This window comes from Billgrantia sp. C5P2 (assembly GCF_051062895.2).
In genome coordinates this window covers 2,105,128-2,120,576 of record NZ_CM128542.1, presented here as the reverse complement: position 1 = coordinate 2,120,576, position 15,449 = coordinate 2,105,128, and the positions used below count along the sequence as shown (strand labels likewise).

The window sequence follows — 15,449 nt, the reverse complement described above, 5'->3', positions numbered from 1 at the left end:
CCCGGGTGCCGAGTTGCATTTCCTCCGGACTGCGCCATACTCGGGACAAATGTCAGGCTAGTATCCTGTCATACCACCCCGTCTCGACACAGGCTCCGCCGCTGATAACCACAACGAGAACAGCAACGAGGAACGCTATGCGACTGCGCGACAAGACAGCGCTGATCACGGCCGCGGGGCAAGGAATCGGGCGTGCGACCGCCCTGAACTTCGCCGCCGAGGGGGCTCGGGTCATCGCCACCGATATCGATAGGGAAAAACTCGGCGACCTGGCGACCATCGATGGCATCGAGATACGCCGGCTGGACGTACTCGATTCAACGGCCATCGACCTCCTCGCCAGCGAGCTGCCTCCCGTTAACGTGCTATTCAACTGCGCCGGTTTCGTCGCCAGCGGCTCGCTGCTGACCGGTAGCGATGACGACTGGGAACTTTCCCTGGCCCTCAACGTCACCGCCATGATGCGCCTGACACGAGCCCTGCTGCCGGGCATGATCGCGCATGGCGGTGGCAGTATCATCAACATGGCGTCGGTGGCCTCCAGCCTCAAGGGCGTACCCAACCGCTGCGCCTATGGCACCACCAAGGCCGCTGTGCTCGGCCTGACCAAGTCGATCGCCGCCGATTACATCGACCGGGGCATCCGCTGCAACGCCATTTGCCCCGGCACCGTGGACTCCCCTTCGTTGCGCCAACGCATTCGCGAACAGGCTCGCCAGCAAGGGCGTCCCGAGGCCGAAGTGCATGCGGAATTCCTTGCCCGCCAGCCGCTGGCCCGGCTCGGCACGGCGGAGGAGATTGCCGCCCTGGCCACTTATCTCGCCGCGGACGAATCCGCCTATACCACCGGCACCGCCCAGGTCATCGACGGCGGCTGGCTGATCTGAACCCGAGCTGAACTTGTAGAGAGGAGACGACATGAAACTGCTGCGCTTCGGCCCCAAGGGCCATGAGAAACCTGGCCTGCTCGACGCCGACGGCGTGATTCGCGACCTCTCGGCGCATATCGACGATCTCCACGGCCAACGCCTGGGGCGAAACAGCCTGGCGGAGCTGGCCCGGCTCGATACCTCACGCCTGCCGGAGGTCGCCGCCGACACCCGGCTCGGCCCCTGCGTGGGCCGCGTTGGCAAGTTCATCTGCATCGGACTCAACTATTCCGATCATGCTGCCGAAACCGGCGCCGAAGTGCCGCCCGAGCCGGTGGTCTTCAACAAGTGGACCAGCGCCATCTGCGGGCCCGACGATGACGTCATCATCCCCCGCGGCTCCAGCAAGACCGACTGGGAAGTCGAACTCGGCGTGGTCATCGGCAAGCAGGCGCGCTACGTTGCCGAAGCCGATGCCATGGACCACGTGGCTGGCTACTGCATAGTCAACGACGTCTCCGAGCGTGAATTCCAGCTCGAACGCAGCGGCACCTGGGACAAGGGCAAGGGCTGCGACACCTTCGGCCCGCTGGGCCCGTGGCTGGTGACGCCGGATGAAGTGGCCGACCCCCACGACCTGTCGATGTGGCTGGAGGTGGATGGCCACCGCTACCAGGATGGCTCCACCCGCACCATGGTCTACCGTGTCCCCTTCCTGATCAGCTACCTGAGCCGCTTCATGACGCTCGCGCCCGGCGACGTCATCTCGACCGGCACCCCACCGGGGGTCGGCATGGGCCAGAACCCGCCGGTCTACCTGCGGCCGGGCCAGCGGATGCGCCTGGGCATAGAAGGCCTGGGCACCCAGACCCAAGGCGTGATCGCCGAACCTGCGGGCAACGTATAGCGCCCTGTACTTGGAGCCTCAGCCGATGAGCGAAACCATTGCCAGCGACAGCGGCCAACTGCAGAGCCTGCGCGTTCACGCCGCCGACAACGTTCGTGTGGCACTCAAGGATCTGCCGGCCGGCACCCGGGTCGTCGACTCCGGTCGTGAATTGACGCTGGCGGAGCCGATCCGTCACAAGCACAAGTTCAGCCTCGAGAACCTGGCCCTCGGCGACGCCGTGATCATGTACGGCGTCACCGTGGGGCGAGCGACGCGTCCCATTCCGGCAGGTACGGCCATCACGGTCGACAACACCGAACACAGCACTGCCTCCTCCGCACCGCAGGCGAAGCGCGGCGAGTGGCAAGCCCCGGATATTTCGGCCTTTGCCGGTGCCACCTTCCAGGGCTACCACCGCCCCGACGGCAAGGTCGGCACGGCCAACGTCTGGCTGGTGGTACCGCTGGTATTCTGCGAGAACCGCAACATCGAGGTGCTGCGCCAGTGCGTCGCCGACGCCCTGGGCGAAGACCCCTACCGCGACTACAAGCGCATGGCCCGTACCCTGCTGCTCGGAGAGAACGCCACCGAGCGCGACTCGCCGGCCCGCGAACGACTGTTTCCCAATGTCGACGGCGTGCGCTTTCTCACCCACACGTTGGGCTGCGGCGGCACCGACGACGACGCCCAGGCGCTCTGCCAACTGCTGGCGGGCTACGTCTGCCACCCCAATGTAGCCGGTGCCACCGTGCTCAGCCTGGGCTGCCAGAAAGCACAGATCGAGATGCTCAAGGCCGCCGTGGCGGCGCGCGACCCCCAGGGGCTGCGTCCCGTTCACTACCTGGAGCAACAGGCAAGTACCAGTGAGGAAGCGCTGATTCGCGAGGCCTTGACCACCATCTTCGACGGCCTGGCCACGGCCAATCGCGTCGAACGCTCCCCTGCCCCGCTCTCGGCGCTCTCCCTGGGGGTGGAGTGTGGCGGCTCAGACGGCTTCTCGGGGCTTTCGGCCAACCCGCTGGTGGGCGCCGTGGTCGACCGCCTGGTCGCCCTGGGCGGCAGCGGCATCTTGAGCGAATTTCCCGAACTTTGCGGTGTCGAGCACGAACTGCTGGCCCGCTGCCGTGACGACGGAGTGGCCGAGCGCTTCCAGTCATTGATGGCGGCCTACCAGGAGCACGCCGCCCGGGTTGGAGCGGACTTCTCGATGAACCCCTCGCCGGGAAATATCCGCGACGGCCTGATCACCGACGCCATGAAGTCGGCGGGCGCAGCCAAGAAAGGCGGCGACAGCCCGGTGATGGATGTACTCGACTACACCGAACCACTACGCCACAAGGGCCTCAACCTGCTCTGCACCCCGGGCAACGACGTCGAATCGACCACCGCCCTGGCCGGTTCCGGCGCCAACCTGATCCTGTTCACCACCGGTCTCGGCACGCCCACCGGCAACCCCGTCACTCCGGTGCTGAAGATCTCCAGCAACAGCGAGTTGGCCCGCCGCATGGGCGACGTCATCGACTTCGATGCCGGACCGATCATTCGCGGGGAAGCGCAGATCGAGGCGCTTGCCGATGAACTCCTGCAACTGTGCATCGATGCTGCCTCGGGGCGCTATACGCCCAAGGCCGTGGGGTTGGCGCAGTATGATTTCATTCCCTGGAAGCGCGGCGTTTCCTTGTAGAATAACGTGGCTGCGCTCGACCATACTTCGTTAAAAATCGGCTCAAGGTACTCATTTACAGCAAGTAAACTCCGTCCTCTCGTCGATTTTTGCCTCGTCTGGTCTTCGCTCGCCTACGTTCTATAGGTATGTGGCTCATCGCTTAATCTGCAAGACGCTTCTTGAGCTTCATATAGGTCCCATAATGCCGGTCGAGGTGGCGGCGCATCGCCGCCTCGGCGGCATCGGGGTCGCGCGACTCGATTGCCTCGACGATCTCGGTATGCGCGGAAAGCGCCGCCTTGTCCTCGTCCTTCTGCTGCAACACCTGGGCGCGGCGATCGTCGAGCCACTCGGAAAGCGCCACGTGAATGGCGTCGAAGATGGGGTTGCGACCGATGCTCGCCAGCACGCCATGGAAGTCGTTATCGGAACGCTTGAAGCGCGCCTCGTCGCCCACGGCATCGCGGTTGTCCGCCAGGGCGTCGCGCAGGCGCTGGAGATCCTCTTCGCTGGCATGTCGGGCCGCGTAGCGCGCCAGCGAGATCTCGAACATGGCCCGCGCTTCCTGGAAGTACTGCTGACCTTCCGGCTTTGACAGTAGTTGGCGGGTCACCCCGGAGAGGCGCGCCATGACCGACTCGGCAGTGGGGCGAATCACTCGCGCGCGGGTACCGCTATTGATGGCGATCAGGCCTAGTTGCTGCAAGTAGAACAACGCTTCACGCACCGCCGGGCGGCCGACGCCGAACTGTTCCATCAGCTCGCGCTCCGAGGGCAGTTGGTCGTTCTCCTTCAAACGCCCCTCGAGGATCTCCGCCTCGAGCTGCTCGGCCACCTGTTCGGACAGCGTCTTGCGCTCCACCTTGTATCGACTCATGCAATGCAACTCCTGGCCAGCCAATCCGGACCCCATGCGAACCCGGCTACTATGTTACTGCATCCGTGCACTTTCTTACGGCCACTCTATTAACGCGGCTATCGATAGCGCCTTGGCCAGCTCGGCATAGGCCACCACGTTGGCTGTATCGAGTGGGATGCCCTCGGCGTCGCGATGCGCCTGACAGCGCCACTCCCGGTCGCCGGGCGCCAACACCTCCCTGCCCTCCAGCGCGGGCTGCGCACGCAGGTCCGCCAGGTAATCCAACATGCCACGATCGAAGGCATCGCGTTCGACGAAGGCGTCGGGGCGCATGACCAGGAAGAAATGCCCCACCCCCCGGGGCGTACTCATGTCCTCGCCGCTCATCGGTATCATGCGGAAGCCGTGGACCATGCCGGTCAGGGTTGCGCTGAGCACTTCCGCCACGCCGGCAAGCCCCGCTCCCTTGAAACCGAAGTCGGCACCGCCCAGCGGCAATAATGACGTGGCCTGGGCGGCATCGACGGTCAGCTCTCCCTGGGCGTCGACGACCACGCCGGGAGGTAGCTCACGCCCAATGGCGGCATACTGCTTGACCCGGTTCCAGGGAATCGAACTGGTCGCCATGTCGAGCAGGTAGGGTGACTGGCCGGGCACCGGCGCGGCGAACGCGATGGGGTTGGTGCCATGGAACGGCCCCTGCCCGTGATGCAGGCTGACCAGGGCATCGGCGTTGCTGAACGACAGCCCGACGTAACCACGCCTGGCCGCCTCCAGGGCATAGCAACCCGCCGCCCCGAAATGTGAGGAGCCACCGACGGCCACCGCGCCGGTACCGATCTCGTCGGCCATGGCGATGGCGTGCTCGATGGCGGTGTAACCGGCCAAGTGGCCGAAGCCGTCGTCGGCGTCGAGATAGCCGGTTCCCGGCAGGCGCCGGGTGAAACGCATGGCGGGACGCGGGTTGATACGCCCGCCCTGCACTGCCTCGACGTAGTGCGGCAACAGGCGCAGCCCATGGCTGTCGGTACCCATCCGCGAGGCGGTGACCAGGGCACGGGCGACCGCATTACGCGAGGCCTCGTCGACATCGCAACGCGCCAGGGCGCGCTGCATGAAGGCTTGCAGTTCAGTGCTCGCCACCCGGAAGGCGGGCTCGTGGGATCCAGACATCGACGCTCCTCAACGATAAACGAGCGTGGGCAGCCACATGGAGATGGCCGGCACGAAGGTCACCAACAGCAGCGCGATCACCAGCGGCACCAGGAACGGCAGCGTGCCGCGCATGCACTTCTCGAAGGAGATGTTCGACACCCGTGAGAGCACGTAGAGCACCATGCCCACCGGTGGGGTCAACAGGCCGATCATCAGGTTGAGCACCATGATCACGCCGAAGTGCACCGGGTCGACCCCGGCATTGACGGCCAGTGGCAGCAGCACCGGCACCAGGATGGTGATGGCGGCGATGGTTTCCATGAAGCAGCCGACCACGATCAGCACCAGGTTGATCAGCAGCAGGATGGCAATCGGGTTGTCCGAAAACGGCCCCAGCAGTTCCATCACGTGTCGGGTGACCTGGTTGCTGGTCAGGATCCAGGCGAAGATCGACGCGGCAGCGACGATCAGCAGGATCACGGCGGTGGTCTCGATGGTCTCCATGCTCACCTTGAGCAACCGCCGCCAGGTCAGGATGCGGTAGACCACGGTACCGAGGATCAGCGCATAGACCACCGCGGCGATCGCCGACTCGGTCGGTGTGAAGGCACCCGTGATGATGCCACCAACGATGATCACCGGAGTCAGCAGCGACAGGAAAGCGCGCTTGAATGTCTGCCACACCAGCGGCACAGAGAACGAGGCATCCCGCGGATAGCCGCGCCGCCGCGCGAGGATGGCGATCATGATCATCAGGCTTGCACCCATCAGCAGCCCCGGGATGAGCCCTGCGGCGAACAGCTGGCCCACCGAGGCACCGGCCATCACGCCGTAGATCACCATCGGCAGGCTGGGCGGGATGATCGGACCGATGGTCGACGAAGCCGCGGTAATACCCACCGCGAACTCCTGATCGTAGCCGGCATCGCGCATGGCCTTGATCTCGATGGTGCCGAGCCCGCCGGCATCGGCCACCGCCGCCCCGGACATGCCGGAGAACACGATGCTGGCGCCGACGTTGACGTGCCCCAGTCCACCGCGCATCCAGCCCATCAAGGCGCGGGCGAAATCGAAGATCCGCGTGGTGATACCGCCATGGTTCATCAGGTTGCCGGCCAGGATGAAGAACGGGATCGCCAGCAGCGGAAAGCTGTCGATGCCGTTGATCATGCGATGCGCGACCACGATATCGGGCACCCGGCCGGTCAGGTAGACGTACATCAGGCATGAGCCCGCGAGACTCACGGCAATGGGAAATCCCATCACCAGCAGGGTGAACATCGAGGCAAACAGGAACGTCAGGTAGTAGCCCATGACGGCCATGAGCACGCAGAAAGCGACCGCCAGGGCGGCGATCAGCGGCGGGACGACAGAACCCTTGCGCCGGGGGATCGATACCTCAGGCATGGCGAGCTCTCCGGTTGATTGTCGTTGTCATCATCGGTCCTTCGCCGTGGTCAGCTCGCTCTCCCCTTCGCGCCAGTGGCGAATCGTCACCTGGACCGAACGCACCAGCATCAGCAGGAAACCGACCATCACGATGTAGTAGATGACGTCCTTGGGCACGTCGATCGATACCATCATCGCGTTGGTCTTGGCCGCCAGGCCGTAGCTGATCCATACGCCCGCGGCGTAGAAGACGGTGCGACCGATATCCACCATCATCGACATCGCCCGGCCGACGCCGCCCGGCATGTAGCGATAGAAGAACTCCACGGCAATGTGCGAATTCTTGCGTGCCGCCATGGCGCTGCCCAAAAAGCCCACCACGATCAGCAGGTAACGGGCAATCTCCTCGGTCCAGCCCACCGAGCTGCCAAGTACGTAACGGCTGAAGAATTGCAGGAACACCACCCCGGCCAACACCCAGAAGACCACCAGCGTCGGCCAATCCTCCCAGCCATATTCCTTGAAATCGAAGTCGTCTTCGCCAACCGGATCGATGCCGACGGCCTCAGGTACGGCCTCAGGCGGCAGGATATCGTGAGACATGGTTGCCCTCCCGGCGTGCCGCCCCGCACGAGACGGCACGCCTCGACGGTTACTGACCGATTTCCTGCAGTCGATCGTAGGTTTCCTGGTCCCAGGTGGCGTCGTCACCGTTGTGCTCGGGCATCACCGCCTCACGGAAAGGCTCGCGGTCGACCTCGTTGACCGTCACGCCCTGCTCCTCGAACCAGGCCACGAGCTCACGCTCCTGCTGCTGGATGTCGGCGGTGATCTTCTCGCCCGCCTCCTGGTACACCTCGCGGAAGATCTCGCGATCCTCCTCGGAGAGGCGATCCCACAACGGCCCGCCGATGATCGTCAGCAGCGAATCGGTGATATGGCCGGTGAGGTTGATGTGGTCCTGTACCTCGTAGAACGCCTTGGCGCGAATGGTCGGCAGCGGGTTCTCCTGGGCATCGACTACACCCTGCTGCAGGGCCAGGTAGACCTCATCGAAGGCGATGGGCGACGGGTTGGCCCCTACCGCCTCGGGAAACATCATGTACATCGGCGCGTTGGGCGTGCGGATCTTCAGGTTCTGCATGTCCTCGGGCGCCGTGATGGGCTTGTTGGAGGTCACGTGACGCTCGCCATAGTAGTTGAGCGCCACCGGCACGTTACCGGTCGCATCCTGGTAGCCCTGGGCGATCTCCTGGAACAGGTCGCTTTCGGCATAGGCCTGCCAGTGGTCGAAGTCGCGGAACATGTAGGGAGCGCCGGCAATGCCGATCGGCCCATAGGCGCGGCCGGCGAACTGGCTTCCGGTATAGATGATGTCCACGGTACCCAGGGTCAGGCCCTCGTTGATGTCCTCCTCCTTGCCCAGCGACGAGGCGGGATGCACCTCGATGGTGTAGCGCCCGTCGGTACGCTCCTCGATCTCGTCGGCCGCCCACAGCGCCCACTCATGATAGGGCTCGGAGGTCTCGTAGACATGAGCGAAGGTGAGTGATTCGGCGCTGGCGGCGCCCGCCGCGCCCAACCCCGTTATCAGCAGCGGGATCGACAGCCAACGATTCCACTGGCGGTTGCTCTGCTTGACCATCTTGTTGTTCTCCTCGTAAGTGAAGCGGTGCGATGACGGTCGTTTGCCGTCTTCGGCCGATGGCTTCTTGTATACGTGTCATACCATCATAAGGAAACCTAGTCCCTCGTCTGATGTGCTGCAACCGAGCGGCCAGGCTTTCGACCAAAGTCTGGCATCCCCCACCTCGCTCATGGCATCAGCAAGCCCCCGTTGACCTCGATGATCTGGCCCGTCATGTAGCCGCTCATGCTATCGGTGCCCAGGAACACATAGGCGCCTACGCACTCATCCGCGGTCCCCGTGCGCCCCATGGGAATGGAAGCGGACATGGCGGCCAGCTGCTCCTCGGAGGAGTGGCGAGCGTGGAAATCGGTGGCGATGACGCCCGGCGCCACGGCGTTGACGCGGACGTGGTCGTTCATCAGCTCCTTGGCCATGTTGCGTGTCAGCGTGCTGACGAAGCCTTTGGCCGAGGCGTACAGGCCCGCGCCCGGGCCGCCGCCATTACGCGCTGCGATCGAGCTGGTATGAATGATGTTGCCGCCACCGGCGCGCTTGAAGTGTGGCAGCGCGGCCTGGGAGACCATCACCACCGAGCGCACGTTGAGGTCCAGCACGCGGTCATAGTGCTCGTCGTCGATCTCGCCCAGCGCGACGCGACCCAGCATGTCGCCGGCGTTGTTGATCAGCAGGTCCAGCCCATCCAACTGCGCGGCGGCCTCGTCGACCACGCGCCGGGCCTGCTCGGAACGGCTCACGTCGCCCTGAACGACCACGGCCTCGCCGCCTGCCGCCCGAATGTCCTCGGCCACCGCCTGGGCCTTGTCGGCGCTGGCGTGGTAGTGCACCGCTACCCGGGCACCCAGTGTGCCCAGTTGCCGCGCCACGGCGGCGCCGATACCACGGCTGGCCCCGGTGATCAGTACCCGCTTGCCTTTCCACTCCTCGAGCATTGCTGAATTCCCCTGTCGATTGGATCCGTTCACTCATGCCGATGCGACCGGCTGTCGACCCGACTCGGCACCTTGCGCTAGAGTGAGATTGGTTTGGCATACCTGTCATACAACACGACACAGATAGCATGTTAGACGACTCCCGGCCAAACGCCAGGCCCCTCGCAACGCCAGGCAATCCTCGCAAGGAGGCAGCATGACCACCATTACCCAAGTCGACGTACAGGACATCCGCTTTCCCACCTCGCGCAACCTCGACGGCTCGGACGCCATGAACGCCGCGCCGGACTACTCCGCCACCTACGTCATCCTGCGCGCCGACGACGATGGTGCCGAAGGTCACGGCCTCACCTTCACCATCGGCCGCGGCAACGAGATCGTCGTCGCCGCTGTCAATGCCCTGGCCCACCTGGTCGAAGGCCGAACGCTGGCCTCGATCACTGCTGACATGGGCGCCTTCTGGCGCGAGATCACCGGCGACAGCCAACTACGCTGGATTGGCCCCGACAAGGGCGCGATCCACCTAGCCACCGCGGCCCTGGTCAATGCGGTGTGGGACCTGTGGGCCAAGCGCGAGGGCAAGCCCATCTGGAAGCTGCTGGTGGACATGCCCCCCGAGCAGTTGGTGCGCTGCCTCGACTTCCGCTTCGTCACGGACGCCCTCACTCCCGAGGAAGCCATCGCCCTGTTACGCAGGCGAGAGGCCGGCAAGGCCGAGCGTGAAGCCGAGATGAAGCGCGACGGCTTCCCCGCCTACACCACCTCGGCCGGCTGGCTCGGCTACACCGACGACAAGGTGCGCCGCCTGGCGCGGGAAGCGCTCGCCGAGGGCTGGACCCACTTCAAGCAGAAGATCGGTGGCGACCAGGAGGAGGACGTTCGCCGCGCCGCCCTGCTGCGCGAGGAGGTCGGCTGGGACAACGTATTGATGATGGATGCCAACCAGGTGTGGGAAGTCGACGAGACGATCGCCAAGATGCGCCGCCTCGCCGAGTTCGATCCGCTGTGGATCGAGGAGCCCACCAGTCCCGACGACATTCTCGGCCACGCCGAGATCCGTCACCGCGTCGCCCCCATCGGCGTGGCCAGCGGCGAGCACTGCCACAACAAGGTGATGTTCAAGCAGTTCTTCCAGGCCGAGGCCCTCGACTACTGCCAGCTCGACGCAGCTCGCCTGGGCGGGCTCAACGAGGTGATCCTGGTGACACTGATGGCCGCCAAGTTCGGCGTGCCGGTCTGCCCCCATGCCGGCGGCGTCGGGCTGTGCGAATACGTCCAGCACGTCTCGCTGTTCGACTACATCGCCGTTTCGGGCAGCCTGGAGGGGCGCGTGCTGGAATACGTCGACCATCTACATGAGCACTTCGTCGACCCGGTAGTCATCGAGCGCGGGCGCTACCGCGTACCCGAGGCTCCTGGCTACAGCATCACCATGCTTCCCGAGTCGCTGGCCCGGCATCGTTTCCCGGATGGCGCTGCCTGGCAGGAGGAGAGCTGACATGCAGCAAGAGGCTTTTCTCGAAGCACTCGCCGCACGCCTGGGCGAGCGCGGCCTGCTGCGCGAGCCCGACGACATGGCCCGTTACGTGGCGGACTGGGCCGGCGACCGGCTCGGCTTGCCGCTGGCGGTGGCCCGCCCCGCCTCCACCGAGGAGGTCGTCGCCACGGTTCGTTCGTGTCGTGAGTACGGTGTCCCCATGGTGCCCCAGGGCGGTCACAGCGGCCTGGTGGCAGGCGCCCTGCCCGCCGCCGACGGCGGCGAACTGGTGATTAGCCTGGAGCGCATGAATCGGGTCCGCGCCATCGACCCGATCAACTTCACCATGGCCGTGGACGCCGGCTGCATTCTGGAAAGCGTCAAGCAGGCCGCCGCCGAGCATGAATGCGAGTTCCCGCTGGCCCTCGGCGCCCAGGGTAGCTGCCAGATCGGCGGCAACATCGCCACCAATGCCGGGGGGCTCAACGTACTGCGCCACGGCATGATGCGCCAGCTGGTACTGGGGCTCGAGGTCGTGCTGCCGGACGGCCGCCTGTGGAACGGCATGACCGAGCTGCACAAGGACAACCGCGGCTACGCGCTCAAGCAGCTGTTCCTCGGAAGCGAAGGCACGCTCGGGATCGTCACCGGCGCCGTGCTCAAGCTCACGCCCCGCGCCACCCAGGCCCGCACGGCGCTGCTCGGGCTGGACTCCCTGGAAGCGGTGATCGAACTCTACGGCCTCGCCCGGCGCGACTGCAGCGACCTGCTCAGCGCCTTCGAGCTGATTCCGCGCCGCTGCATTGAACTCGCCATGGAGGCCACGTCGTCGCTCAGCGACCCCATGGACAGCAGCTACCCCTGGTACGTGCTGCTGGAAGTCAGCGCCAGCGGGCCACTGGACCTCGGCGCCATGCTCGAACACCTGCTGGAACAAGGCATGGCCCGCGGCCTGGTGCTCGACGGCGCGCTGGCCGCCAGCGAAGCCCAATCGCGCCAGCTGTGGCAGTTCCGCGAGAGCATGCTGGAAGGCCAGCGGCGCCGCGGCGAGCACCTGCGCACCGACATCTCGGTGCCCATCTCGGCGATCCCGGCCTTCGTCGACGAGGCCAGCCGAATCGTGATGGAGGCTTCGCCGGAGTGCGAGATCATCGCCTACGGCCATGTGGGCGATGGCAACCTGCACTTCAACATCCTGCCGCCGCAAGCCATGCCCGAGGCCGAGAAGCACGGTCACCTGCATGCCCTGGAGGAACGCCTGTTCGAGGTGCTCGACGGCTTCGGCGGCAGCATCAGCGCCGAGCACGGCATCGGCCGTACCAAGCAACCCGCCTACCTGGCCCGCCTCTCGCCGGTGGAGCGCGAACTGGCCGAAGGCATCAAGGCGCTGTTCGACCCGGATGGATTGATGAACCCGGGGCGCATCCTGCCACCACGCCACTGAGAGCCTGCACGAGGCCCGCCCCGCGACTACATTGCGAAATGGAGCCCATGACCAGAGGAAGGTCGATGAAACCGCCAATCCCAGCATCAAGCAAGCTCCTCATGCCCCTCGCCCTCGTTGTGGCCGCCGCCCCGCTCCACGCTGCCGAGTGCGAGCCGAACGAGCAGCAGCAAGCCATGCTCGAACGCGTCAACGAAGCCCGCAGTGAGGCGCGCCAGTGCGGCGATGACGAATATGAAGCGGCCGAACCGCTGGAGTGGAACTGTCGCCTGGCCGTGGCGGCCCAGGCCCATTCCCAAGCGATGGCCGAAGAGGAATTCTTCGGCCATACCGGAGAGGATGACGAAGGGGTTGCCACGCGAGTGAGCGAAGCGGGTTACGAATGGAGGGTCGTGGGCGAGAACATCGCTGCCGGCCAGGCTGATATGGAGGCCGTCATGGCCGGTTGGCTGGACAGCCCAGGGCACTGCGCCAACATCATGAGCGATAAATTCACTGAGATGGGTGCCGCTTCGGTCGAGGCCGAAGAGTCGCGCTATTCACCCTTCTGGACGCAGGTGTTCGCACGCCCTCGATAAACACATGCCTATCGGGCGTATCACGCCAGTGCAGAAAGATGAGAAGGAGCAGCGTAGCGATACGCGGAAGCGAGAAGCTAGTAATAAGAAGAACAAGAACGGAACGAGAGGAAAGCGGCGCAACGACTAACAGGAGATTGGGTCTGGACCCTCCCTGGTCCAATAGGCAGAACGAATGAGATCAGGGAATGTAGGCAACGAGAGCGTTGTGAGCGGCCTGTTGGGCCAATGCATGGGAGACCCAGTGATTCAGCACTTCGCACGCGATACCCGTGTTCAGTTGTGTAGACATGAGGTTTCTCCTGTGTGACATCGAGAATCATCATGCCGCAGCTTTGTCGACATTTCATCAGCTTTCCGACAGTTTGCCCCCTTGGCGCAAAGATACACCACTGTATGTCATGATTCTCGTCTCTGCACCGATCAAGCGCATGGAAAATGCTTCCATAGCCGTTTTGGTGCATTTATTTCCTAATTCCCGCTCAGAGAGACCGAACGTGCCAACAGGGCAGCTCCAGACGTGTCCACCCTCCTCCCACGCAAGCCCCTAGCGGATCCCACGAGAACTTGACAAGCCGCTGCGCGATGAACTAATCATTATATTTATTCGTATAAATACAATAATTGGACACGCAGACACGATCACGCCATCGCCGGAACTCCGGTGATGGATATTCTCCCCCACCAAACAAAACAAGGGGATAGACGATGCTGAGAAACCTGCCACCCATCAAGCTCGCCCTCTACGGCGGCATCCTCCTCGGCTTCATCATGCTGGAAAGCCCAGCGATCATGATGGCCAACCAGATCGAGCCCATGCTGCTGGGCATCCCCTTCCTCTTCGTCTGGAACCTGGCCTGGTGGGCCTTCATCACGCTGCTGTTCCTGGTGGCCTACCTGACCGACTGGGGTAGCCGAACCATCACCAACGACAGCGCCCGCTGAGGAGGCCGACCATGACCGGCAGCATCTTCATCATTGCCGCTTTCATGATCATCCCGCTGATCGTCGGGGTGGTCTCTTCGCGTCAGTCACAGGAAACCAGTGAAGACTTCTTCGTCCAGGGCCGGGCCATGGGCAGCGTGGCGGTGTTCTTCACCGTCGCCGCCACCTGGTGGAGCGCCTTCGCCTTCCTCGGCTCCAATGCCACCTTCTACACCGGCGGGCCGGTCTACCTGACCGCCCTGGCCTGGAACCTGCTGTTCGGCTTCATGTACTACTGGGTCGGCAAGCGCGTCTGGTTCCTGGGCAAGCGCTTCAACTACCTGACGCCATCGGACCTGATGGGCGACTTCTACAACAGCGAAGCCCTGCGCATCGTGGTCGCCATCATCACCCTGGTCTTCACCGTACCCTACCTGCAGATCCAACTGACCGGCGGCGCCTACCTGATCGAAGTCGCCTCGGGCGGCGTGATCCCCTTCTGGCTGGCGGCCCTGCTGTTCTACTTCATCATCATCGTCTACGTCTGGATCGGCGGCATCCGCGCCATCGCCTGGACCGACGTCATCTACGGTGCGCTGCTGTTCTTCGGCATGATGTACGCCGGCTACTACATCTCGTCCCACGTGGGCGGGCCCGGCGCGCTCTTCGCCCAGCTGCAGCAAACCTCGCCGGAACACCTGACCATGCCGGGGCCCAACGGCAACATGGGCTACAGCATGTGGTTCTCGCTGTTCGTGATCGTGGCAATCGGCGCCTTCATGGGGCCGCAGATCTGGCTGCGCATGTACTCGGTGAAGAGCGGTCGGCTGTTCAACCTGATGCCGTTCCTGCTCGGCCTGGCCGCCTTCGCCTACTTCGGTTCGGTGCTCTCCGGCTACAGTGGCGTACTGCTGGAGCCGGGCGTCGAGAACCCCGACCAGATCCTGCCGATCATGCTGATGAACTACGCGCCCTACCTGCTGGCCTCGCTGATCATGGCCGCCGGCGCCTCCGCCGCCATGTCCACCGCCAACTCGCAGATCCATGCGGTCTCCACCGTGGTGACCATGGACATCTACCAGCGCTACGTGAACCGCGAGGCCACTCAGGCGCGTATCGTCGGCGTGGGCCGTCTCTCGCTGGTCGGCTTCTCCCTGGTTGCCTACATCATGGCGCTGACCGTGCCGGGCGTACTGGTTACCATCGGCATTGCCGCCCTGGCCGGTACCGCGCAGCTGATCGTGCCCACCCTCGGCGCCATCACCTGGCGGCGCGCGCACCCCATGGGAGCCCTCTGGGGGTTGTTGGCCGGGGTCGCCTGCGTGCTGGTGCTGACCTACACACCGCTGACCAGCGCTCCGCTGGGCCTGCATGCCGGTATTTGGGGGCTGCTGCTCAATGCCGGTGTCTTCATCGGCCTGAGCCTGGCCCTGCGACGCCAGGATCGAGACGTGGTGGAACGCTTCGCCCAGGCACGCCACGACTACGATGCCGAATACCACCCCGAGCGCCTCGAAGGTAAACAAGGCAGCGCCAGCCCGACCACCGAAACATCGCCGATTCGCTGACACGAAGAACCGGGGCCTGCCGCGTCAGGCCCCGGCCACGCATGGGAGATA

At 64.5% G+C, this 15,449-nt stretch carries 14 protein-coding genes; 8 read left to right on the top strand and 6 right to left on the bottom strand.

What is annotated here, in order from left to right; all coding sequences use genetic code 11:
• Positions 1–137: 137 nt before the first annotated feature.
• From ACRWQA_RS09685 to ACRWQA_RS09675, 3 genes are read left to right on the top strand one after another with little or no spacing between them, the layout of a single operon-like run.
• Positions 138–887, top strand: coding sequence for an SDR family oxidoreductase (locus ACRWQA_RS09685; protein ID WP_434228260.1), 750 nt, complete (start codon positions 138–140; stop codon positions 885–887).
• 31 nt (positions 888–918) lie between these two features.
• On the top strand, positions 919–1,776 hold the full coding sequence (locus tag ACRWQA_RS09680) for a fumarylacetoacetate hydrolase family protein (RefSeq protein WP_434228262.1): 858 nt from the start codon (positions 919–921) through the stop codon (positions 1,774–1,776).
• A 25-nt stretch (positions 1,777–1,801) separates the two neighbouring features.
• Positions 1,802–3,442, top strand: a complete 1,641-nt coding sequence (locus ACRWQA_RS09675) for a UxaA family hydrolase (RefSeq protein ID WP_434228264.1) — start codon at positions 1,802–1,804, stop codon at positions 3,440–3,442.
• A gap of 142 nt (positions 3,443–3,584) precedes the next feature.
• Here the strand turns inward: ACRWQA_RS09675 and nanR are convergent, their stop codons facing one another.
• From nanR to ACRWQA_RS09645, 6 genes are all read right to left on the bottom strand, one after another.
• Positions 3,585–4,301, bottom strand: coding sequence for a transcriptional regulator NanR (gene nanR / locus ACRWQA_RS09670; RefSeq protein WP_434228266.1), 717 nt, complete (start codon positions 4,299–4,301; stop codon positions 3,585–3,587).
• A 75-nt stretch (positions 4,302–4,376) separates the two neighbouring features.
• Positions 4,377–5,456: an Ldh family oxidoreductase gene (locus tag ACRWQA_RS09665; protein ID WP_434228267.1), complete on the bottom strand. Its 1,080-nt coding sequence runs from the start codon at positions 5,454–5,456 to the stop codon at positions 4,377–4,379.
• Between the two features lie 9 nt (positions 5,457–5,465).
• A complete protein-coding gene (locus tag ACRWQA_RS09660; protein WP_263580079.1) occupies positions 5,466–6,845 on the bottom strand; it encodes a TRAP transporter large permease in 1,380 nt (459 codons plus the stop codon).
• 30 nt (positions 6,846–6,875) lie between these two features.
• Complete coding sequence (locus ACRWQA_RS09655; protein ID WP_434228269.1) at positions 6,876–7,430, bottom strand: TRAP transporter small permease; 555 nt, start codon at positions 7,428–7,430, stop codon at positions 6,876–6,878.
• A gap of 49 nt (positions 7,431–7,479) precedes the next feature.
• Entirely contained in the window at positions 7,480–8,472 is a 993-nt protein-coding gene (locus ACRWQA_RS09650) for a sialic acid TRAP transporter substrate-binding protein SiaP (protein ID WP_434228270.1), read from the bottom strand.
• A gap of 170 nt (positions 8,473–8,642) precedes the next feature.
• A complete protein-coding gene (locus ACRWQA_RS09645) occupies positions 8,643–9,407 on the bottom strand; it encodes an SDR family NAD(P)-dependent oxidoreductase (protein WP_434228272.1) in 765 nt (254 codons plus the stop codon).
• A 196-nt stretch (positions 9,408–9,603) separates the two neighbouring features.
• Between ACRWQA_RS09645 and ACRWQA_RS09640 the strand changes: the two genes are divergently transcribed.
• From ACRWQA_RS09640 to ACRWQA_RS09620, 5 genes are all read left to right on the top strand, one after another.
• Entirely contained in the window at positions 9,604–10,905 is a 1,302-nt protein-coding gene (locus ACRWQA_RS09640) for an L-fuconate dehydratase (protein WP_434228273.1), read from the top strand.
• Between the two features lies 1 nt (position 10,906).
• The gene (locus ACRWQA_RS09635) at positions 10,907–12,328 is read left to right on the top strand and encodes an FAD-binding oxidoreductase (protein ID WP_434228275.1); all 1,422 of its coding nucleotides are present in this window, start codon (positions 10,907–10,909) and stop codon (positions 12,326–12,328) included.
• Positions 12,329–12,429: 101 nt separating this feature from the next.
• On the top strand, positions 12,430–12,906 hold the full coding sequence (locus tag ACRWQA_RS09630; protein ID WP_434228277.1) for a CAP domain-containing protein: 477 nt from the start codon (positions 12,430–12,432) through the stop codon (positions 12,904–12,906).
• A 708-nt stretch (positions 12,907–13,614) separates the two neighbouring features.
• The gene (locus ACRWQA_RS09625) at positions 13,615–13,851 is read left to right on the top strand and encodes a hypothetical protein (RefSeq protein WP_434228279.1); all 237 of its coding nucleotides are present in this window, start codon (positions 13,615–13,617) and stop codon (positions 13,849–13,851) included.
• An 11-nt stretch (positions 13,852–13,862) separates the two neighbouring features.
• Positions 13,863–15,398: a sodium:solute symporter family protein gene (locus ACRWQA_RS09620; protein ID WP_434228281.1), complete on the top strand. Its 1,536-nt coding sequence runs from the start codon at positions 13,863–13,865 to the stop codon at positions 15,396–15,398.
• The last annotated feature ends 51 nt before the right edge of the window (positions 15,399–15,449 follow it).